The 22,578-nt window shown below is 52.5% G+C and carries 10 protein-coding genes; 5 read left to right on the top strand and 5 right to left on the bottom strand.

Features of this window, described 5'->3' with window-relative positions; all coding sequences use genetic code 11:
• Window positions 1-472: 472 nt before the first annotated feature.
• Complete coding sequence (locus J3P35_RS13155; RefSeq protein ID WP_210465043.1) at window positions 473-1,981, bottom strand: malate:quinone oxidoreductase; 1,509 nt, start codon at window positions 1,979-1,981, stop codon at window positions 473-475.
• 474 nt (window positions 1,982-2,455) lie between these two features.
• Between J3P35_RS13155 and J3P35_RS13150 the strand changes: the two genes are divergently transcribed.
• Entirely contained in the window at window positions 2,456-2,803 is a 348-nt protein-coding gene (locus J3P35_RS13150) for a hypothetical protein (protein WP_210465042.1), read from the top strand.
• A gap of 195 nt (window positions 2,804-2,998) precedes the next feature.
• Here J3P35_RS13150 and J3P35_RS13145 read toward each other — a convergent pair whose 3' ends face one another.
• Both J3P35_RS13145 and J3P35_RS13140 read right to left on the bottom strand, forming a co-directional pair.
• Entirely contained in the window at window positions 2,999-4,381 is a 1,383-nt protein-coding gene (locus tag J3P35_RS13145) for a hypothetical protein (RefSeq protein ID WP_210465041.1), read from the bottom strand.
• 48 nt (window positions 4,382-4,429) lie between these two features.
• Window positions 4,430-7,795, bottom strand: coding sequence for a UvrD-helicase domain-containing protein (locus J3P35_RS13140; RefSeq protein WP_210465040.1), 3,366 nt, complete (start codon window positions 7,793-7,795; stop codon window positions 4,430-4,432).
• Between the two features lie 927 nt (window positions 7,796-8,722).
• Between J3P35_RS13140 and dinB the strand changes: the two genes are divergently transcribed.
• Window positions 8,723-9,874 (top strand): DNA polymerase IV, encoded by a 1,152-nt coding sequence (gene dinB / locus J3P35_RS13135; RefSeq protein WP_210465039.1) that lies wholly within the window; start codon window positions 8,723-8,725, stop codon window positions 9,872-9,874.
• An 848-nt stretch (window positions 9,875-10,722) separates the two neighbouring features.
• Window positions 10,723-13,677, top strand: coding sequence for a DNA polymerase III subunit alpha (locus J3P35_RS13130; RefSeq protein ID WP_210465038.1), 2,955 nt, complete (start codon window positions 10,723-10,725; stop codon window positions 13,675-13,677).
• A 274-nt stretch (window positions 13,678-13,951) separates the two neighbouring features.
• On the opposite strand, the gene J3P35_RS13125 is transcribed toward J3P35_RS13130, so the two are convergent.
• On the bottom strand, window positions 13,952-15,145 hold the full coding sequence (locus tag J3P35_RS13125; protein ID WP_246850203.1) for an SDR family NAD(P)-dependent oxidoreductase: 1,194 nt from the start codon (window positions 15,143-15,145) through the stop codon (window positions 13,952-13,954).
• Window positions 15,146-15,944: 799 nt separating this feature from the next.
• Between J3P35_RS13125 and J3P35_RS13120 the strand changes: the two genes are divergently transcribed.
• Entirely contained in the window at window positions 15,945-17,288 is a 1,344-nt protein-coding gene (locus J3P35_RS13120) for a S8 family peptidase (protein ID WP_246850201.1), read from the top strand.
• Window positions 17,289-17,505: 217 nt separating this feature from the next.
• Here the strand turns inward: J3P35_RS13120 and J3P35_RS13115 are convergent, their stop codons facing one another.
• Window positions 17,506-19,491, bottom strand: a complete 1,986-nt coding sequence (locus J3P35_RS13115) for a cellulase family glycosylhydrolase (RefSeq protein WP_210465036.1) — start codon at window positions 19,489-19,491, stop codon at window positions 17,506-17,508.
• Window positions 19,492-20,071: 580 nt separating this feature from the next.
• On the opposite strand from J3P35_RS13115, the gene J3P35_RS13110 reads away from it, so the two are divergent.
• A complete protein-coding gene (locus J3P35_RS13110; protein ID WP_210465035.1) occupies window positions 20,072-21,496 on the top strand; it encodes a S8 family peptidase in 1,425 nt (474 codons plus the stop codon).
• The last annotated feature ends 1,082 nt before the right edge of the window (window positions 21,497-22,578 follow it).

The following is a 22,578-nucleotide window of genomic DNA, read 5'->3' as shown; positions in this document are numbered from 1 at the left end:
GACGCCATGATCAGTAAATGTAAACACCCCTCTTCGCTCCCCTCAAGGGGAGAATCTCTCAGCAGAGAAGACGCTCGCAGGACCTCCGGACGCTGCGAGGTCTGCGGCGTTCTTACCGGCGCATTTCCTTTTCCAGCCTTTCGGTGGAGCGCCTTGTCAGGTTCCGGTGCCGAAGGCATTGCGACCGTAAGGGAGCAAAGGAAGCTGGCGCAGCGCGAGGCCGGAAGGCGGGGCCTCGCGGCCGTGAGCGCTCGGAGCCCAGCCATGGAACAACCCAGCTCATGAGCCTACGCAAACAACAGCCCTTCGCCAGGACAAGCGGACTACGCCCTCCTAAGAAATCACGTGGAATTGCCCAAGACTACGTTAATTCAAGCAGAAGAGAACAAAGTAAGCCATCAAGGTACCGTCACTTTCTAAACCTCATCAAAAAAGCCTCAGAACATCTTCTGAGGCTTTTCCTACTCTAAATTTATCGTTGTACCGGCTGCGGCTCCTGCAATTGGAGCACCCGACCAGTGTGCGCCCTTAGTTCCTCGCAAAGCTGCGGGTTGTCGTCCAGGGAGATGCCGAAGGAGGGGATCATTTCCTTGATCTTGTTCTGCCACTCAGGGGTGTTTGCTTTTTGCGGGAAGCACTTGTGGATGAGGTTCACCATGATGGATACCGCGGTAGAGGCACCCGGGGAGGCACCCAGCAGCGCGGCGATAGAGCCATCGGCGGCGCTTACCACCTCGGTTCCGAACTCCAGGACACCGCCTTTTACTGGATCTTTCTTAATCACCTGCACGCGTTGTCCGGCTACTTCCAGCTCCCAGTCCTCAGCACGGGCAGTAGGCACGTATTCGCGCAGGGCATCCAAACGGTCTTCCGGCGACTGTCTTACCTGGTTGATGAGGTATTTGGTGAGTGGAATGTTGGTGTAGCCCGCCGCCAGCATAGGACGCAGGTTATTCATCTTGATGGAGAAAGGCAAGTCAAAGAAAGAGCCTTTCTTCAGGAATTTGGTCGTGAAACCAGCGTATGGACCAAAAAGCAGGGCTTTTTCCCCGTTGATCACGCGGGTATCCAGGTGAGGCACCGACATTGGCGGCGAGCCCACGGCGGCTTTCCCATAGACTTTGGCCTGGTGCTGCGCGATTACGTCTGGGTTGGTGCATTTGAGCCACTGGCCGCTTACCGGGAACCCGCCGAAGCCTTTTCCTTCGGGGATGCCGGAGGCCAGCAGGAGGGGCAGTGATCCGCCACCGGCGCCAATGAAGACGAATTTGGTGCGGGCGCGGCGTTTCTGGCCGGTGGTCAGGTCTTTGACCCGTACGCGCCACTTGCCATCGTCCTTGTGCCGGAAGGAGCGCACCTCATGGTTACGGTAGAGTTCTACGCCGCCCATTTCTTTGAGGTGTTTGAAGAGCTGTCGGGTAAGGCATCCGAAGTTTACATCGGTACCTACTTCCATGCGGGTGGCGGCCACTTTCATGTTTTTGTTCCGGCCGTTCATGATAAGCGGCATCCATTCTTCCAGTTGGCTGAAATCCTCTGAGTACTGCATGCCCTGGAAGAGCGGTGACTTGGTCATGGCGTCATAGCGCTTGCGCAGGAAGTTCACGTTTTTGTCTCCCCAGACAAAGCTCATGTGCGGTACGCTGCGGATGAACATCTTGGGGTCTGCGAGAATGCCGCGCTCTACCAGGTACGCCCAGAACTGGCGCGACTGCTCAAACCATTCGGCAATGACATCGGCTTTGGAGATATCAATGGAGCCATCGGGTTTCTCAGGGGTATAGTTGAGTTCGCAGAAAGCGGAGTGGCCGGTACCGGCGTTGTTCCAGGCATCGGAACTTTCGGCGGCCACTTCGTCTAGCCGCTCATATATTTCTATGGTCAAATCCGGTTGCAGTTGCTTCAGCATCACGCCCAGGGTGGCGCTCATAATGCCAGCGCCAATCAACACTACATCTGGCTCGGTTACTATTTTGTCCATGGTATTAGGTTATATACTTCCTAGAGTACGAAGAAACCAACAGAAAGTGTTTTGCCCAAATAAGGAAGTTGTGAATTGAATATCAAAGAGGTGAGGGCTTTTGCACGCTGGGGCCAGGTCATGCTTTAGTTCTTGTCTATCACCATGATAGGAGCAATAGGTTATTTCAGGCCGGTATACTCGGGGAAAGTAGGTTCCTGACGGGCTTTATAGGCTGAATTTGCCCTTGTTAAAGGAGTTGTTCAAAATCCTGGCGAGGTGCAGCTGTATGAATCTTTCTCCTAGCCTAAAGGATAGCATTTCTTTATATATGATTGGCTTAATATTTGCGGCGCTTTAAAGTGGTCGCTCTTGCTGTTTTTACCCTGTTTTAAAGAAAAGAGGCTTAAAAGGTAGAAAGCTGTGGAAAGGGCTGTCCGGCGAACAAACTACTTCTTTCACCTATCCATTCAATTCACCTTAACCCAAACTACTATGAAAAAGCTATTGATGCCGCTCCTGTTCACCTTATGCTTCACCAGTATCTCTGTTGCCCAGGACCAACCCGCCAAAAGAACCGAGGAATATTGCGATGCCTTTATGTGGGAAAAGACCTTCGGGAAACAGTTTTACATGTCTGTAGACTTCGGCAATGCCCAGCAGAAACGCGGTGAAAAACTGCTGGACGCCTCCGGTAACCCCCTGGAATTTATCTCGCCCATAGATGCCTTAAATTATATGAACCGACAGGGTTGGGAATTGGTGCACGTCTACGTTGTGCGGGAAGAAAAAACAGATTTCCGCCATTATGTGATGAAGCGGAAAGTGAGTGTGCAGGAGTAAAGTAGCGTGTTTACCTCCTCTGGTTTTAGGCCCATTTTTGAAAATTGGGTTGAAAACCTAGAGGAGGCTATTTTGTTGACTTCAGTTATATGCTTTGTATTTTACTTAGGCTAAAACACGGCCAAAAGCTTAATAGACATGTTCTAGTTTTCTGTTGAGAAGCGCTTGATACTCAAGTTAACGTAAAATGAGGTGTTACTCTTTTCTTTGTAATAAAGTTGAACCTTTGTCAATTACATCTCTAGCTATATCTAAAGCTGAATTAACATCTTTTATACTTTTCGAGTTTTCACTAATTGGGCTACGGTAGATGCCGTAAACTGCATGAAGTATCAGCTCATCCTTGTTTTTGTCATCATTTAAGATGTCTGCATATGCCTTTATCGTTAATGCAGCAGCTGATTTAAATGCGTATTCTTCTTGAAAGTTCCTTTCTTTATTATACTGAGATATTGAGTAGTAGAGTAAAAAGAAAAATGGTAAAGATTTTAAAGAGTTGATTAAAATGCTTTCCCATTTTAAAGAAGCTTCAATGCCATGCATTTCTCCTATCAAACCAAAGAAGTTGGTAAATATTCCCAGAATTGCAAGGAATGTTAACACTCCCATAACACCAACAGCATACCTCCAGAATTCTAAAGGACCGTTAAGCTCGCTTTTTCTTTGTTTGAAAGTCTCAAATAAAGATGCTCCAACCTCTCTGCCTATTAGATTGTCTAAGTAAGAGTTTCTATCAGTGAAATATTGATGCTTTGATTCTACAAAAGAAAGTTTTTCTTCAAAGTCCGTGTATAAGCCTAAGTAGTTTTTCTCTGTTTTATTAAGCTTACTTATCAAATCAGAAAATTCTGATTTAAACTTAGAAAAGCTTGAATTTATATTTTCCTCCGTGCTTTCAATCTTAGATTGCGATTTTTCTACTTCACCTAGAATGGAGTTTATTCTTGTATCATATTGAGTTGATGTGTTTAATAGATTTTGGATTTGGTTTGTATTTGTGTTTGAAGAATTGAGATTATTTGTAATTTGTTGGAGCTCAACTTCTTTTTGATTTCTAAAGTTGTTTAATGAAGTGAGACTTTCTTTAATGTCTTTTATTAAATTGTTATATTGTTCTTTAAGCTTTTTAATATCTGTTTCTATTAATCTTATAGAGTCTGATTTCTGTTGTAGGTTTTCTAATTCATTTAAGTTAGGCTTAGAATTTGTTTTTTCTAAAATGCTATTCTGCAATTCATAGTGGGCTAGCCATAATAACATGTTTTCAGCTGCTGATAACTGGTTGGAATTGATGTAGTTTATCAGATAGGTGATGCATGTATTAACATCATATTGGCCAAATTCCGCAGTAGAAAAACTGCTCGGTAGAATCAACTTGTTTGGTCCGTTTAAAGCTAACTCAAGTTGCTTTATTAGTCGTTTGCTCAAACTTACGAATTCCAGAACCGACATCCTGCTGATTATAGAATTTCCTAAATCTGTTTCATTGGGGTTTGCTTTTGAAAGTATTTCCTCTAATTCTAATTTCTTGAAAGCTTCTATTTGTGTAAGGATGTTATCAATTTCGTTTTGTCGCATGTTACTTCTTAATTTATAAGATCAGTGGTTCAATTAAATAATATTAGTTTATTTTAAAACCTCACCCACATACTCCCATTCTTCCACGCGTTCCTCTTCAAAGTAGTAGACCACGCAGGTGATTTTGCTGAACACCAGCTCGCGGAACAGGGCGGCGTAGGAGTTCAGGTTGTCAATGTATTCCTGCTTAGCGGGCGGGAGTTTGTAGTCAATGAGCGTGACGTCGCCGGCCTCCCCGAACACGATGCGGTCTGGTTTGTAGCGGTTGGTGCGCACGTCCAGGACTTCGCGCTCGTTCTCCACGGTCATAGCGCGGCTGAAATAGCGCTTCATCTGCGGATGGTTGAGCACGTGCTGCACCATCTGGGTGAGGGTAGGTAGTTCACGCTGCGAGATGATGCCCTGGTGTACCAGTTGGCGCAGGGCTTTGGGCGCTTCTTCGGCGTAGGTGATGCGGGCCAGGGCGTAGTGCAGCTTGCGGTTCCAGCGGCGGTGTTCCTGCTGGGTCTCAAAATCGAATACGTTGTTGGCGTGCTGTTTCAGTTTCAGGTTGCGGGCCCAGTCCGCCGAGGTGAATTTGTCCAGCACGTAGACTTCCTCGGTAAGAGGTTTGTGACTCACGGCCTGCTGTGCGCCTTTGGCCAATTGATAGCAGTATTTCCCTTCCTGCCATAGCTCTTTCTGCTCCAGGTAGCGGTAGAGCCAGTAGCTCACGTTTTTCTGGTAATTGGCCTTTTTGAAATCCTGCGCCTTGGCAATGAGGTAGAGCCGGTCCACGGGACGGGTAAGGGCCACGTAAAGCATGTTCAGGTTCTCAATAAAAGTCTTCTCCAGCTTCTGGGCATACTGTTCCTGCAGCGCCGTCTGTTCCAGCTTCTTGTTCAGGGTCACCACGGCGGTGCGCAGTTTGCTGTCCCCGGCCACACTCTCGGGCAGCGTGCCCCAGAGGAGCGAGGAGGTCTGCGGCTCCAGGCTCCAGTCACAGAACGGCACAATCACCACGGGGTAATCCAGGCCTTTTGACTTGTGGATGCTGGTGATGGTGATGGCATCGCGGTCTTTGGGCGTGTTGATGCTCAGGTGCTCCTTATGCAGGTCCCAATACTGCAGGAAGTTGTTGAGGTTGTTGCTGTACTTGAGCGTGTACTCCAGCACCAGGTCCAGGAACCGGAACAGGTACTCGCACTCATTGTTCTTGCCAAGTAGGTCAAATACCCTGATGAGCTTCTCAGTGAGTTCATAAATAGACAGGTTGCCCGCGTATTTATAATCTATGTCGAAGCCCTGGCCCTGCAGAAACCGGAAGAACGGCTCAATGCTGGGATCGGTAGCCAGTTCCGCGATCTTGCCGGTAGTCACGTTGTCCGGCATTTGCTGGTGCACCACTTTGTAGACCAGGTACAAGGCCTGTGACCGGGCCAGGCTGTCCTGCGGCTGGTTCAGGAGTTTGAAGAACGAGATGATCAGGTTGATGACCTCGGCAAACTGCAGCGAGAGCGAGTCCTGCGAGATGATGTCGTATTTCTTCTGCTTCAGGAAATTGGCCACCAGCTTGCTATTACGGTTCGTGCGGCTCAGGATGGCGATGTCGCGCGGCGCATACCCATCGGCCTGGGCCTGCTGTACCATCTGCAACACTAACTGCAGCGTGCTTTCCTGGTAAGAGAGCAGGTCATCAGAAGTGTAGCCTTCGTAGATTTCCTCGATGCGGGTGCAGGAATCCAGGTCATATTTCCGCGGGCTGTCATCGTCATAGGTGAACAGCACCTGCAGGTGGGCCTGTCCAGTAATCTTGCCGGCCGGCGATTCCTGCTGGAATTTATCATCATATATAGCCTGCAGCAACGGGAACTGCGGATTGGCCTGGCTGATGAACCCGAACAGCTCGTTGTTGAAGGTGATGATTTCGGGTGCGCTGCGGTAATTGGTGTTCAGGTGCTCCGGCGAGAGCGTCCAGCGCAGGGTGTCATAGCGCGGCGCCACGTTCTCCTCAAAGCGCGAGTTGGCGTACAGGTGCTGCGTCTGGTTGCGGTGCAGGTGCAGGATCTGCTCCATCTCGCCGCCGCGCCACCCGTAGATGGCCTGCTTGGCATCGCCTACCACCATGTTGAAGTTATCGCTGGCCAGGGCGTTCTCCACCAGCGGCAACAGGTTGTTCCACTGCAGCACCGAGGTATCCTGAAACTCGTCAATGAGGATGTGCTGGTAGCGTTCGCCCAGGCGCTCATAGATGAACGGAATAGGCTCCTGCAGCACAATCTCGGTGATGCGCTTGTTGAACTCCGAGATGTGCACCAGGTTCTTGTCCAGCTTGATTTCCTGGATGCAGCGCTCCAACTCACTCAGCACGCTCAGTTTATAGAGGTGCGGCAGCATGGCCGAGATGATGATGTAGTTCTGCGACTCGCGCTCCTTCAGCTCCTCAATCTGCCGGTACAGCTCTGACAACCGATGCTTGATCTGCTCAATGCTGGCTTTGGCGCCGGCGCTGGCCTTGCCGCTGGGCCACTTGTCATCCGATACCGTTTTGGCGGCGTTGCTGTTAGCGGTGGTAATGTCAAAGTCGCGGGTCCATTTCCGGAAGTAGGAGTAGATGCCGCGGTCGCCGTAGGAGAGGTCGGCGGGGGAGAGGCCGCTGGAACCAATGAGGTGCATGGCTTCCTCGGCGCAGCCTTTGATCTGCTTCTCAATGTCCTGTTTCTGGGTATAGAGCGAGATGCGTATCTTCTTGAAGTCCTGGAGGGTAAGCGTGCCTATGTCAAGCAGGTGTTCATAGGTCTGCTCGTTCAGCAGGTGGCGGGCAAAATCGGCAAGTTCCTCGGGCAGGTTGTTCCAGCTGCGGCCTTCCTCGGCTTTCTCCAGGGCGTACTGCTGCAGGGTCTCAGCCAGTAACCGGTTTTCCTCGCGCAGGTTCACCTTGTTCAGCAACAGACTCACAGCCGTACTTAGTAGTGTCTGCGCGTCCATGTCCACCTCAAAATTGTGCGGCAGTTTCAGCTCCGTGGTAAAGGCGCTCACCACCCGGTTCACGAACGAGTCAATGGTGCTCACCGCGAACTCAGAGTAATGGAACAGCAGGTGATCAAACACCTTAGCCGCCCGCCCGCGCAAAGCTTCCTTCGTCAGGTTGGGTTGATCATACTCGTGCTGTATCTCGTTTAATATGTTCAGCAGCAATAAGTCGCTCTTGGCTTTTTCCTTCACCGGCAACAACGGATCATTGAAGCCCCGCATGGCGCCCAGAATCCGGGTCTTCATCTCCTGCGCCGCATCATTGGTGAAGGTGATGGCCAGGATGTTCTTGTAATAAGAAACATCCTCGCTCTGCAGCGCCAGTTTCAGGTATTCTTTGGTAAGATGATAGGTCTTGCCGGAACCGGCTGAGGAGGAGTATATTTTAAAGGATGCAGGCATGGGTAAAGTCAGGTGGAGGCTTTGGTTAAGCCCTCCGCGTTTATGGGGTGTTTTGACGAAATTAGGTAAAAAATAGGAGAGGTGAAGGGAAAGATGAAGGGTTTGTATCTTCCTTTTTTGATGGGTTTTCTTATGAATTCGTAGTCTGTTTGTTCTAGCGAAGGACCGCTGTGTGCGTGGGTATACGAGTTGGATTGTTGCATCGCTAAGCTCCGTGCGCTCACGGCCGCGAGGCCCCGCCTTCCGGCCTCGCGCTGTGTTCTTTTCCTTTCCTCGGCTAAAGCCATCGGAATGTTGGGCTTTGCCCAACACCGGAAAATCACAAGGCGCTCCACCGAAAGGCTGGAAACAGGAATACGCCGGCAGGGACGGCTCAGACCTCGCAGCGTCCGGAGGTCCTGCGAGCGTCTTCTATATAGGATATGGTTTAAGTCTGTGACTTGGACCTACCATGAACGGCAGTTTGCAACTGCCGTTAGTACATATCTACCTAAAGCAGAGACTTCCCCTTGAGGGGGCGAGGGAGGTGTTTACACCTGCCGTTCATGGCATTCAATTGAATTATTATCCGATGTAGAGACCACGCACCGCCTTGTCTCCAACGGCTCCTCCGCAACAAACGACAGTGCCTTGCCGCTGCTATCTTCTTTAGTAAATCACTATCCTTTTCCTCTATAACCAACCTGTCCGCCGTTGTTGGTGTTCTCACCAACAACCTGAATATCCTCTCTGAAAACCCTCTATCGCCATCATAAGGCACAATAGTAGTTGATTTTACCTCCTTCTATGACAAGTTTTATGCTAACTATGTTAGTAAATATGTGAATAAATATTTCTCATATATTTAGCTTATCTATATGCCTATACCGTAATTGCTAAAATATTTAGTATTTGTAAGCCTTGTGGTTTTAGCTTTTCCGGAAAAGTATGTTGTTAACAGAGAACCGTACCGTTGCCCATTTAGATCTGGATACCTTTTTTGTGTCGGTGGAGCGCCTGCGCAACACCCAGCTCCAGCATAAACCTATCATTATTGGTGGCCTCTCAGACAGAGGGGTGGTGGCCAGTTGCAGTTATGAGACGCGCTTCTTCGGGGTGCACGCGGGCATGCCCATGAAAATGGCGCGGCAACTCTGCAGTGAGGCCATCGTGCTGCGCGGTGACATGGAGGCCTATAGCCAGCATTCCCACAAAGTAACCCAGATCATCGCCGATAAGGCACCGGTTTATGAAAAGGCCTCCATTGACGAGCATTACCTGGATGTGACCGGGATGGACAAATTCGTGGGGACCTGGAAATGGACAAACGAGCTCCGCAGCACCATCATGAAGGAAACGGGCCTGCCTATTTCCTTCGGGTTGTCGGTGAACAAGACGGTCTCTAAAATCGCGACGGGGCAGGCCAAGCCTAACGGAGCGCTGCAGGTCTGCCAGGAGGAGGTAAAGCCGTTCCTGGCACCGCTGTCTATCCGGAAAATCCCGGGGGTGGGGCAGAAGAATTACCAACTGCTGCGCAACATGGGTATCCCTACCATTGAGGTGCTCACCATGGTGCCGGTGGAGATGATCCAGAAGGTGCTGGGCAAAGACGGGGTACATATCTGGGAGAAAGCCAACGGCATTGACCGCGCGCCCGTGGTGCCGTACTCCGAGCAGAAATCCATCAGCACGGAGAAGACCTTCGCCTCTGATACCACCGATATCTCTTTCCTGAACAACCTGCTGGTGTCCATGACTGAGGGGCTGGCCTTTGACCTCCGCCAACAGGGCAAGCTTACCGGCTGCATCACGGTCAAGATCCGGTACGCCAACTTTGACACGCACACCCAGCAGATCTCCATCCCTTATACCGCCTCAGACCACCTCCTCATCAAGAAAGCGAAAGAACTGTTCCAGAAGCTCTACAACCGCCGCCTGCTCATCAGGCTGCTGGGCGTGCGCCTGAGTCACCTGGTGCAGGGTTTCCAGCAGATAGACCTCTTTGAGGATACCGCCGAACTGGCCAGCCTCTACCAGGCCATGGACAAAATCAGGCACCGCTACGGCGACAGCGCGGTGAAACGGGCGGTGGGGTTGTAATGTGCTGGGGTTAATGTGCTAATGAGGTAATGTGCTGATGTGCTAATGGGGAATGTGTACTTGAGAGAATAGTCCGCTTTAAAGTAGATCTGGCTGACTGGCTGACGGTTCGCGGGGAACAGTTTTCAGCCTCTTTTTGGGAAAACAGCCGCTAAACAAAGCAAAACAAAACAAAGCACATGGTTCAAGTCTGCGACTTGGACCTACCATGACCGGCAGTTTGCAACTGCCGTGAGGCGACAGCCTCAAAAATCACTGGGGAAGACGGCAGTTCAAAAACGCTCCTTGGTCTATCCTATTCTCCTCGGTCTGTCCCCTGACAGACCGAAAACTAGAACCAAAAGTTAGCCACCACTGGGTTGGCCTGTCAGGGGACAGGCCAAGGAAACGAGAGCTCATCATTTCCTGAGGTAGAACGCTGGCGCGAGCCTCTGGCTCGTGCCTTCACATTGCTGATCTGGTCAGGCTTTTGGTATGCGTGCGGACACGAGCCGGAGGCTCGCGCCAGCGAAAGGAAAAATTAGATTGAATCAGCAAAGCCAGTTTGGGGCTTGGGCCTCACGGAAGTTGCAAACTTCCGGCATTTTAGGTCCAAGTCCAAGACTTGAACCATGTTCTTCGAAGAATGAATTGGCTGTCAACAAAGGCTAAATCAAAAAGCATGAAACAGTTCTCCAAAATCGGAATCCTGCAATCAGGCAAGGTTGCCGTTAAGAGGCTGTTTTCCGGAAATCAGGCTAGAACCGCATCTGCAGGATGCTAGGAGGTAAGTTGGAAGAGAGGTCTTTAATCTGAATAAGTATGTTAATTAGTCGTGCTGCATGCTGCGTGCTACTTGATACCAATGTATGTTAGCCTTTGTCCATTCTTATTATAGTCTGCGGTACGGCACGCTGTCGGTGGAGGAGTTGGCGGCGGAGGGGAAGGCGCGGGGGTATGCGGCGCTGGCTTTGACCGATATCAATACCACCTCGGGGGTGTTTCCTTTTATCAAGGCTTGCCAGGCGCAGGGCCTTCAGCCATTGGTAGGCATTGAGTTCCGGCGTGATCACCGGTGGCTGTACACGGGTATCGCCAGAAACCAGGAGGGCTTCCAGGAGTTGAATGCGTTCCTGAGCAACTACCTGCTGCAGCACCACCCTTTGCCCGAGGTGCCGCCGGTTTTCTCACACGTTTTCATTATTTATCCGTTCGCGCGGGCCAGTGGGATGGCGGGGCAACAGCCGCTCCGCGAGAATGAGTACGTGGGGGTGGCGCCCGGTGAGGTGAACCAGTTGCTGTTCTCGGAGTTGCGGCGGCAGGGGGCTCCGCTGCTTATGTATCCGCAGTTCACCTGCAAGGACGCGGAGGGCGTGGCGCTGCACCGGCATCTGCGGGCCATCGATAACAACATCCTGCTGAGTCAGCTGGATACTCCGCACGGCGTGACCGGGGAGGAGGCCTGTTTCAAGCCCTGCACAGACATCCTGAAACAATACGCGCAGTTCCCGGAGCTGGTGCAGAACGCCGAGAAGCTGGCGCGGGAGGCTACGTTTACCTTCGATTTTCAGAAAAGAAGGAATAAACTCACGTTCACCGGCTCTGACGAGGACGATCGGCTGCTGCTGGAGAAACTGGCCTGGGACGGGCTCCGGAACCGCTACGGCGCGCAGCACAAAGTGGCCAAACAGCGGGTGGCGCATGAACTGGGCATCATCCACAAGCTGGGTTTCAGTTCCTACTTCCTCATCACCTGGGACGTGATCCGGTACTCCATGAGCAGGGGTTTTTACCACGTGGGGCGGGGGAGCGGCGCCAACAGCGTGGTGGCTTACTGCCTGCACATCACCGATGTTGACCCCATTGAGCTGGACCTTTACTTTGAGCGCTTCCTCAACCCCAAACGAAGCTCGCCACCTGACTTCGATATTGATTACAGCTGGGATGAGCGCGATGAGGTGCTGGACTACATCTTCAAGCGATACGGGAAGCAGCACACGGCCTTGCTGGGCGCCATGGTCACGTTTCAGCAGAGCTCTATTCTGCGCGAGCTGGGCAAGGTCTACGGGCTGCCCAAAGCCGAGCTGGATGCGCTGGTGGCGCAGCCGCTGGCGCATGCCAACACCAGCCGCATCACCCAGAAGATCTTCCAGTACGGAAAGATGCTCACCGATTTCCCCAACGTGCGCTCCATCCACGCCGGGGGCGTGCTCATCTCTGAGGAACCCATCTGCAGTTACACCGCCCTGGATTTGCCGCCCAAAGGCCTGCCCACGGTGCAGTGGGACATGTATGTAGCGGAGAGCATCGGGTTTGAAAAACTGGACATCCTGAGTCAGCGGGGCATTGGGCACATTAAAGAATGCGTGCAGCTGGTGCAGCAGAACCGGGGCATTAAGGTAGACGCGCACGATGTGGCCCGTTTCAAGCAGGACGAGAAAGTGAAGGAACAGTTGAAGTCCGGCGACACCATTGGCTGCTTTTACATTGAGAGTCCGGCCATGCGGGGGCTTTTGACCAAGCTGCGCTGCGACAATTACCTGTCACTGGTGGCGGCCAGTTCCATCATCAGGCCGGGCGTGGCCAAGAGCGGCATGATGAAAGCCTACATCCACCGGTTCCACCACCCCGATCAGATTCAGCACATCCACCCGGTCATGGGCGAGCAGCTAGGGGAGACGTACGGCGTGATGGTCTACCAGGAAGACGTGCTCAAGGTCTGCCACCACTTCGCGGGGTTGGATCTGGCGGATGCCGATGTGCTGCGCCGGGCCATGAGCGGCAAGTACCGCTCCCGCGCCGAGTTCCAGAAACTGGTGGACAAGTTCTTCGCCAACTGCCGGGAGCGTGGCTACCCCGAGGCTATCACCAAGGAGGTCTGGCGGCAGATTGAGTCCTTTGCGGGGTATTCGTTCTCTAAGGCGCACTCGGCCTCCTTTGCCGTGGAGAGTTACCAGAGCCTGTTCCTGAAAACCTATTATCCATTAGAGTTCATGGTGGCCGTGATCAACAACTTCGGGGGTTTCTACAAGACGTGGGTGTACGTGCAGCAGGCCCAGAAAGCGGGCGGCACCATCCATCTGCCCTGCGTGAACCATAGCGGGTACTACACCTCCATCACGGGCACGGACATTTACCTGGGCCTGGTGCACGTGCAGAACCTGGAGCAGAAAGTGGCTTTCAAACTGGTAAGCGAGCGGGAGGAGAACGGGCCTTACGCCTCGCTGGAGGAGTTCATCCGGCGCAGCCAAATCACGCTGGAGCAGTTGCTCATTCTGGTGCGAGTGCAGGCGCTACGGTTCACGGGCCAGGACAAGAAGACGCTGCTCTGGGAGGCCCATATGCACCTGGGCCACAAGGTGGCCGCGCCCGGCCAGGAGTTGCTGTTCCAGACGCCGGTCAAAACCTTCATGTTGCCCGCGCTCACCCACACGCTAGTGGAAGACGCCTATGATGAGATGGAGCTGCTGGGTTTTCCGGTGACCTGCTCGTACTTTGACCTGCTGCAGACCTCCGCGCGGGGTGATGTGCCCGCCAAAGACCTGCTGGCGTTCCTGGGGCAGAAGGTGCGCATGATGGGTCTGCTGGTGACCACCAAGTACGTGCGTACCGTACGCGGCGAGGTCATGCAGTTTGGCACCTTCCTGGACAGCGCCGGCGATTTCTTTGATACTGTGCACTTCCCGCCCTCGCTCAAGGCCTGGCCCTTCAAAGGCAACGGCGTGTACCTGCTCTATGGCAAAGTGGTAGAGGAGTTCGGGTTCCCCAGCATGGAGGTGGAGAAAATGGCCAAGCTACCGTTCCAGAAAGATCCGCGGTATTGAGAAGCAGTAATCGGGTGCATTTTCCGTTTCGGGGCCGTTTTTCTTAAAACGGCCCCGAAACGGAAAATGTGGTTTGCTGGATGGTACTGCTGGGTAAGGGCTGACCTGTTTCACTCTTTTCCCGTGCTGTTCTACCTGGCAAAAGAACGAGGAAACTTGATCCTTGAGGCTGCCGCCTCACTGAAGTTGCAAACTTCAGACTAAAGTAGGTCCAAGTTGGAAACTTGAACCAGAAAATAACAGCTGAAACGGCCTCGCAAGAAAGCAAGAATCCTTACTTCTGTTTCTTCTGCTGGCGGCGCTGCCGGTTTTCCTCCTTCATCCGCTGGCGGACATTGTCATCCACCCCTCGGCCGGTGGGCATGGGCGTGAACGCCGATCCGGAAGTGGGTGGCGCGGGCGGGGCGTTTTTCATCTGGGACTTGTGCGCCACGTTGGCCGAGATTCGCTCGGTGAAATGCGGGAACAGGTGGTGCGAAATCCAGGAGCCGCGGGCTTTCCAACCCACCGGCAGTTCTTTCCGGGGCCGCAAAGACATCCTGATCACGGCATTCACTACTTTGCTGGGCGGGTCCATGGCAGCCATGCGGGCGGTGTGGCCGCTGTAGTTGGCGGCGTGCTGCCAGAACGGCGTGTCCACTGCCCAGGGCTCAACGGTGACAACTTTGATGTTCTTGTGCCCGCTGAGCCTCAGTTCCTGGTTGATGGCCTGCCCCAGATTGAGGACCCCGCCTTTGGTGGCGGCGTAGGATGCATGGTAGGCCAATGGGTTCTCGCTTTCAATGGAGCCCAAGTTGATGAGCGTGCCGTAGCCCTGGGTCTGGAACTGCCGGATGGCGGCGTGGCTCCCGTAGATGAAGCCTTTGAGGTTGATGTCCACAATGCGGGCCTGGTCTGCGATGGGAATTTCCCAAAACCTTCCTATAGCGCCCACGCCGGCCATGTTCACCCACACATCAATTTTGCCGTACTGCTGCACCGCTGCCTCCGCCAGGCGCTGCACATCCTCGGGTTTGCTGATGTCCATGGGCACCACCAGCGCCGTGCCGCCCGCCGCCCGTATCTTGGTGGCAATCTCCTCCAGCAACTCTCCGCGGCGGGCCGCCAGCACCACATTGGCTTTGTACGCTCCCAGTTGCTCGGCCACCCCGCGCCCGAATCCGCTGGAAGCCCCCACAATCACGAAGGTTTTACCCGCTACTTTCCGCTGCCCCGAAGCACCCATTTCCCAGGTGGCGCATCCGCCCAGAGCCAGGCAAAGCAACAGCACAAACATAAAACCGAAGACTTGTCTAGGACGTGGCCGCAACGCATTGATGAGCGGCTTGCCCAATGCGGAGGGTTGTTGGAAGACCTCGGGTTGGCTCTTCCAGGTGGAACCAGCGAAGCTTGCTGCAAGGTGTGAATCGGGATGGTGCCAGTTTGGTGAAGGAGTGGCCAGGTAGGGGGGGTGTAAAGGTATTTTCATGGGGGATGGAGAATCGGTTATGAATAAAAGGCGCAGCGGCTTGCCCGCAGCCCTATTGTTCACGCGATCAGGCTAATGAAGTTATACCCATTCTGTTCCGTATTTATACCCACTTGCACCAGCAGAGAGGCTTTCACGTGGGAAGCATCTGTCGTTTTGTATCCTAAATCCTGAAAATGGCTCTAAAACAGAAAAGTGAGACCTATGGCAACCGTGGGAGTGAAAATATTTTTCGATGGTAACTGTCCTGTTTGCGCCAGGGTTTGGTTGATGGGAGCTTAGGCTTTCTGCCGGGCAATTTTCGGGTGAATCTGTTCTGGCAGGAAACTGTTTTGAGGCTCAATTTGATAATTCGGGCTAAAAATGGCTCCCAAATCAGGATGTAGTTTTCTATTTGTTTAATGCAAATTCCAGGGTAAGAAACAGTTTGTACAACTTCAAGAGGAACCTTGCGGAAATAAATAGAATAATGATGTGTTGAAGAGAGTAATTGCTTATTAAGATATAATATAACTAAATATATAAAGGTGGCAATTTTGAAGAAAGGAGTGAAACAGGCAGTTTAATGATGGTAAATAAAGTAAATACCTTTTAGTGTGATTGTTGTAGACTGTGTGTGAGGTCTCGATTTTTTATTAATGGCAATATTTAATTTGTATTTAAACAGTACAACGGCCTATCTTTACTTTGGCTGATAATTGATTTGTCCTATCTAATCCTCATCCAATAAACAAACATGAAGAGAAATTCCTTTACCCTCGGGAGGTTCGCCTTGGCGGCAAGCCTATGTTCAGTTGCCATGCTTACCGCCTGCGATACAGAACAACTCATTGAAAACCAGGAGGTATCTACTGCTACGCAAGGGGACGCCAGAATGGACGGAGAGCAGCGCGTGGTGCCCAATGAGGTGCTGGTGAAGTTCAAAGCCGGTGCTTCTCAAGAAGCCAGAACTGCCGTGCTCGCCCGCATAGGAGGCAAAGTGAAAGAGAAGATCCTGACCAAGACCATGGAACGCCTCGGCGACAAAGAAGGACTGGTACTGGTGCACACGCCGCTGGCTGCCCTGGAGGCCCTGAGCAAAGTAAAAGGCGCTGACATGATTGAGTACGCCGAGCCCAACTACATATATACCCACCAGGCTACTACCACCGAGCCTTACTACACCCAAAACTATCTCTGGGGATTGTACGGCGATGCCACCAACCCTAAGAACGTCTACGGCAGCCAGGCCGGTGAAGTCTGGGCCAAAGGGCATATTGGTTCTACCTCGGTAGTGGTGGGCATTATTGACGAAGGGGTGCAAAATACGCATCCCGATCTGCAGGGCCAGGTTTGGGTTAACCCTTATGACAAAGCAGACGGCATTGACAACGACGGCAACGGTTACATTGACGATGTGAACGGCTGGGACTTTGCCGGCAACAACAAAACAGTTTATGACGGCGGAACCGGGGGCAGCTTAGATGACCACGGCACGCACGTGGCCGGTACCATCGGCGCTAAAAACGACGGGAAAGGCGTAGTAGGCGTGAACTGGAACGTGAAGATGATCTCCTGCAAGTTCCTGGGCCAGAACGGGGGAACCTCGGTTGGTGCCATCAAAGCCCTGGATTACCTAACCGACCTGAAGAACCGCCACGGGATCAACATCGTGGCCAGCAACAACTCCTGGGGAGGCGGCGGTTACTCCCAAGCTCTTTATGATGCTATCAACCGGTCTAACGCCAAGAACATCCTGTTTGTAGCGGCATCCGGGAACGGTGGCTCAGACGGCGTAGGCGATAACAATGATGCGGTGGCTAACTACCCATCCAACTACAACCTGCCTAACGTCATCGCGGTGGCTGCCATCACCTCTTCCGGCGGACGGGCTTCTTTCTCTAACTACGGAGCCACTACGGTAGACATCGGGGCACCGGGGGCTGCCATTTACTCTACCACCGCCTATAACACTTACTCAGGCTACAGCGGTACGTCTATGGCTACCCCGCATGTAACCGGCGCCGCAGCTTTGTACGCGGCCTCTCATCCGGGCTCTACTGCTGCGGCTATCAAGAATGCCATCCTGAGCAGCGCCACCCCAACGTCTTCGCTGACTGGTAAATGCGTGACCGGCGGCCGCCTGAACATGAGCAATTTCTAGATGTAAGCTATTCCTGTAAAAACAGGTCCTAAACGCAAAGGCCGTCCTGATTCTTTTCAGGGCGGCCTTTTTGTTTTACAGCGGAAGAGTAGGCGCTAAGCTTAAAGCATTGGTGAAGGTGATATTTACTTAAAGTACAGATGCCTAATTAACGTCATAAAAGCGAGTTATCTAAGTAGATAAAAATGTGTACTTGTATTTACTTCTTAGAGCGGCCTCACCGTTGCAGCATGACCTTTCGGGTAGTAGACTGGCCGTTGGGTTGGGTCACTTTCAGGAAGTAAGCGCCGGCAGGGAACGTGGAGGTAGAAAGCTTTAACTTTTGGGTGAAAGCCTCCCGATGGACCACCGTACCCACGCTGTTGCTGAGCTCCGCGGTGAGTTTACCGGGCAAGGTGGTTTCCAGGAGCAGATACCCGGCGGCCGGATTGGGGTACACCTTCAGGTCTGCGCTTTTAATGGCGGGAGAGATGCCGGTCACGGCTCCGGTGAAAACCGAGGTCTCATACACTTTTGCGGTATCCTGGTTTGAAACGTAGATGTTATCGAACCAGAGTTTGGTTTGGCCCAGGTTGGCGTGCTCGGCGGTGATTTCCAAGCGGTCCACGCTGGTCCAGTCAAACTTGCCTTCGGGGTTAAACCAGGCGCCGTCCCAGGAGCCTTTCTCGGTGAAAGAACTCAAAGGAATGCGTACGTGGTGCCAGCGGCCATCAAAAGGAACCTGATCTGAGGTGATGGTGACGCCTGACCGCCAGGGATGATCCTCTGGTCCCGTTTTAGAGTCCAGGAAACGGAGGTCAAAACTGAGGGCGGGGGCAGTGCCCCGGAACAGGAAATCCACGGCGTAGCCTTCCTGTTTCAGTTTGGAGAGGTCTTTATCGGGCTTGAAGTCGAATGCGATGCTGCTGTACCGCTCGGCCCCGGTCCAGGCCAGGCTGTAGCGGCCGTTGTTGGGTTTCTGGGCAGCGTAGAAATCCAGGGGACCACTGCCGTAACTGGCGTTCACAATGCGCGCACCTATAAAATCAGAATACACCGCGAAGCCACTGCCCTCGGGTTGTTTCACATAAGGCGTCTGCGGCGGCACGGTAAAGCCCAGGGCCTGCAGCAGCGGAACGTTCAGGTCATGCTCAAAAAGATCGGTCCCGCCCGGGTTGAATAGCCCGAAACCATAGTGATAGTCCCAACTGGTCCAGGCAATGCCTTTTTCCTCCAGGTAGCGGCGCACCTCGTTGTACCAGAACACGCGGTCGGCGGGGCGGCTATAGTCCATGAGCACCCCAAACTCGCCGCAGAACACCGGCACCTGGCGGGTCTGCTTGAACTGGGCCGCAATATCTATGAGCTGTTTCACTTTGGCTACGGTGCCATCTTGCCGGTAATTATTGTAGGCGCTCTCCATCCAGGTGCCCCGCAGGCTATTAGGCAGGGGTGGCATGTCCTGGGCGCGGTAAGGAAATGGCATATTGGCCAGCGGCAACAGCGAAGGCGCTACCCAGGTGGCGCCCTGATGGGTGAACAGGAACGGATCGTAGAAATGGAAGGTGTAGATGAGTTTGCTGTCTGGGTACACCGGTAGTTGGGCCAGGTTCTGGTAGCTGTTGAAATTGGTAGCGCCTACTATAATGGTATGGCGGGTATCATGCCGGCGGATGGCCTGGATGATGCGGCCCTGGATGGCGTTCCACTGCGCGTCTGAGATGCCGTGGGGCTCATTCAGGATTTCATAGTAGATGCGTTCTGATCGGTCTTTGTAATGCTGCGCCATCTGGGGCCAGACTTTCTCCAGAATGGTTTCCACCTGGGGCTGGGTATCAGCGATGGGGTCAAAAGAATGGTTGTCCAGGATAAGGTGCAGGTTCAGTTCCTCGGCCCAGTTCACAGCCTCGTCCAGGAAAGAGAAGAACAGCGGGTCAATGGTGTAGGCGGGCGCGCCGCTGGTCATGGCGTGCAGGTTAATGGGCAACCGGATGACATCGCAGCCCAGGCTCTTGATCTGCGCAAAGTCCTGGCGGGTATACCGCGAAAACTGCACCTCGCGGGCGCTGTTAGCCTGGAACCAACCCGTCAGGTTCACGCCCTTCTTGAAGGGCGCTTCCTGTGCCATCAGGGGAGGGGAGGCCAAACAGAACAGCAGGAGGCTAACCAACAGAAGCCAGGTAGGCCGCTGGCCAAGGGTGCGTTTCTCAAATAGTGTTGTCATCTTTTTAACCATTGGTGGTTTCTTTATAAGGTGCGGGGAGTCATGAGATAAATATAAAGGTATTTGGTTAGCAAAATATATTAGCTAGATGAAATCCGTCAGACAAGCTTCAAAGGTTTGAGGCCAAGCCAAGTAAGGCCGGTTATCTCTGGAGTTGGTTAAACCAGTTCCTCTGCTATAATCTGGTTCTGGTTTTGATTGTAGCAGCCCTTTTTGTTGGCCCTGTTCAGCTACATGCGTTTTTAGGCCATTTTTTGGGAAGGAGCCTCTAAGCAGGAAAAGCCTGGCCTGAATGATGCGGTGATCTGGTATGTGTATCTCCTTTGGAATCCTTGGAAAAATTTACAGCCCAATTCTTAAATATAGAAAAAGTATATAGTTACAGACAAGCCAAAATAGGCCTGTAAATTAGAAATGTTCTTTAGAAAAGGCCCATATCACGCCTAATTCACAAGGAAAGTACAATTCTAATATAGAATTATTTATGTTAAGTAAAAGCAGGATTTTTCCTTTGTAATGGTCTTTTATTTTAGTCAATTAGACCAAGATTTAATATTAACCCTAACCCAATCTAACAAACATGAAGAAAAAGTACCTTGCCTTTGGAAAGTCTGCCGTAGCGGCAGCCATGTTGTCGGCGACGTTATTGACGGCCTGTAACACAGACCAGTTAACAGAAGATCAGGAATTGTCGGCTACTGCCCAAGCCGATGCGGGAATTGCCGGTGGACAACAGATTGTCCCTAATGAGGTGCTTGTTAAATTCAGAGCCGGAGCCGCCGCTGAGGCCCGGGCCGCGGTGCTCGCGCGCATCAGCGGTAAAGTAAAAGAAAAGATTCTCACCAAAACCATGGCTCGGTTCGGGGACAAAGAAGGCGTAGTGCTGGTGCATACCCCCATGGCCGCACTGGAAGCCTTGAGCAAAATCAAAGGAGAGGGCGCCATTGAATTCGCGGAGCCTAACTTCATCTACACCCACCAAGCGGCTTCTTCAGACCCGTACTACACCAACGGTTCCCTGTGGGGTATGTACGGCGACGCTACCACCCCCGCTAACCAGTATGGTAGCCAGGCCGGTGAAGCCTGGGCTGCCGGTCACACCGGTTCTGCCTCGGTAGTGGTGGGCATCATTGACGAAGGCGTGCAGACCGACCATCCTGATTTGGTGGGCCAGGTATGGAAAAATCCGTTTGATCCGGTGAATGGCGTGGATGATGACGGAAACGGTTACATTGACGATGTGAACGGCTGGGACTTTGACGCCAACGACAACTCTGTCTATGACGGCGGTACCCGTGGTGCCTATGACGACCACGCTACCCACGTGGCCGGTACCATCGGCGCTAAAAATGACGGAAAAGGCGTAGTAGGCGTGAACTGGAACGTGACCATGATCTCGTTGAAATTCCTGGGCCGCAGAGGCGGTACCACCGCCAACGCCATCAAAGCCGTTGACTACTTAACCGACCTGAAAACCCGCCACAACATGAACATCGTGGCGAGCAATAACTCCTGGGGTGGCGGTGGCTTCTCCCAAGCCCTGTCTGATGCTGTAGTACGTGCAGCCAAAGCCCAGATCCTGTTTGTGGCCGCAGCCGGTAACGGTGGCTCAGACGGCGTGGGTGATGACAATGATGCCGTAGGAAGCTACCCTTCTAACTACAACACTGCGTCTGCCGCCGGATATGACAACGTCATCGCGGTAGCGGCCATTACCTCCACCGGCGGAAGATCTTCTTTCTCTAACTATGGCGCTACTACGGTAGACATCGGGGCCCCAGGCTCAGGCATCTACTCTTCTACTGCCTATAACACCTATTCTTCTTACAACGGTACGTCTATGGCTACGCCGCACGTAACCGGAGGTGTGGCCCTGTACGCAGCCTCGCACCCAGGTTCCACAGCCGAAGCCATCAGAGCGGCCATCCTGAACAGCGTGGTTCCAACCTCCTCGCTGGCCGGTAAATGCACCACCGGCGGTCGCCTGAACGTGAGCGGATTTTAGAGAGTTGTTTGTTTAAATGGAAGGCCGTCCTGCTGCAAAGCGGGACGGCTTTTTTATGTTTTAGCTTTTCTGTTTGTTGGTTTGCTAAGGAGTTTTTGCCATCCTATTCTAATCTCTTTCCCTGGTTCATCTCTCTCCATGGTTCAAGTTTTCAACTTGGACTTCACATGGTCTGCAGTTTGCAACTTCAGTGAGGCGTGAGCCTCAAAATCATATTTTCCTCTGCCTAGCTGGTAATTCACTGCTTTTTCCTCAGTTTCTAGCATGGCAGAGATTCTCCCCTTGAGGATTGCCCAAACGAGAGTTTAAGGCAGCGAGCGCAGCTCTAAAGAGGGGTGTTTACACCTGCCGGTAATGGCATTCCCTTCTTAAGTAATATGGGCCTATGCTTCCTAATTCCTCCATTACCAAGTATCAGAACTGCAGCCGCGGTCTGCGGACGTTTGTCACTTTTCTCCTTGATGAGAAAAGTAACCAAAAGAATCAAGAAGCCTCAAACTCGCTGACGCTCGGACAGTGAGGCTTCAATCCAGTACCACCTCGCTACCGTCCTTTGTTGCATAGTTGGCTTACGCCACTGCCGTTGGTGAAGCCACTACTTACGCTCGGCGGTGGTTGGGTTACGCATGCGCCCAACCTCCGCCTCCCTGCATGGTCCTGCTTTGGTTTTAGAGCCGCTGCAATGCCTGCATCGTCCTGCCGGACGGGTTGGAAATCCAGCTGTTCTCATCTTGTAATATTTGGTTTTTGAATGTAGAGACAAGGCATGCCTTGTCTCCCACGGGTCCTCCGCAATAGCCAGCAACTATAGGAATTAACCGGGAGCAACGGGAAAGGGCACCCACAAGAGGTGCCCCTACATTCTCCTCGTCGTTCTCCTACAAGCCTCACCCGCCCTGCCCGCCGTTGTTGGTGTTATCACCAAGGACCAAAATTACGGCTCAAATACCTACATGACGCATTCCAGAATTCCCCACCTGGTAGGGGTTGGGGTGGGTTCCTCCTTTTGGCTCATTATATCAAAAACAAGCCAAAATCAACTATAGGAAATTCCGGCAAAAGCCTTGCAAAGGAGCCCGCCT

Source organism: Rufibacter roseolus (assembly GCF_017916365.1).
Classification (GTDB): domain Bacteria; phylum Bacteroidota; class Bacteroidia; order Cytophagales; family Hymenobacteraceae; genus Nibribacter; species Nibribacter roseolus.
Note: the sequence above shows the minus strand (reverse complement) of the source record. Positions and strands in the feature narration are given on the sequence as shown.

Bases quoted from the DNA above. Each gene is read 5' to 3' on its own strand.
- J3P35_RS13155 (WP_210465043.1), bottom strand. From the start codon at position 1,981: ATGGACAAAATAGTAACCGAGCCAGATGTAGTGTTGATTGGCGCTGGC.
- J3P35_RS13125 (WP_246850203.1), bottom strand. From the start codon at position 15,145: ATGAAAATACCTTTACACCCCCCCTACCTGGCCACTCCTTCACCAAAC.
- dinB (WP_210465039.1), top strand. From the start codon at position 8,723: ATGTTGTTAACAGAGAACCGTACCGTTGCCCATTTAGATCTGGATACC.
- J3P35_RS13140 (WP_210465040.1), bottom strand. From the start codon at position 7,795: ATGCCTGCATCCTTTAAAATATACTCCTCCTCAGCCGGTTCCGGCAAG.
- J3P35_RS13145 (WP_210465041.1), bottom strand. From the start codon at position 4,381: ATGCGACAAAACGAAATTGATAACATCCTTACACAAATAGAAGCTTTC.
- J3P35_RS13110 (WP_210465035.1), top strand. From the start codon at position 20,072: ATGAAGAAAAAGTACCTTGCCTTTGGAAAGTCTGCCGTAGCGGCAGCC.
- J3P35_RS13120 (WP_246850201.1), top strand. From the start codon at position 15,945: ATGCTTACCGCCTGCGATACAGAACAACTCATTGAAAACCAGGAGGTA.
- J3P35_RS13115 (WP_210465036.1), bottom strand. From the start codon at position 19,491: ATGACAACACTATTTGAGAAACGCACCCTTGGCCAGCGGCCTACCTGG.
- J3P35_RS13150 (WP_210465042.1), top strand. From the start codon at position 2,456: ATGAAAAAGCTATTGATGCCGCTCCTGTTCACCTTATGCTTCACCAGT.
- J3P35_RS13130 (WP_210465038.1), top strand. From the start codon at position 10,723: ATGTTAGCCTTTGTCCATTCTTATTATAGTCTGCGGTACGGCACGCTG.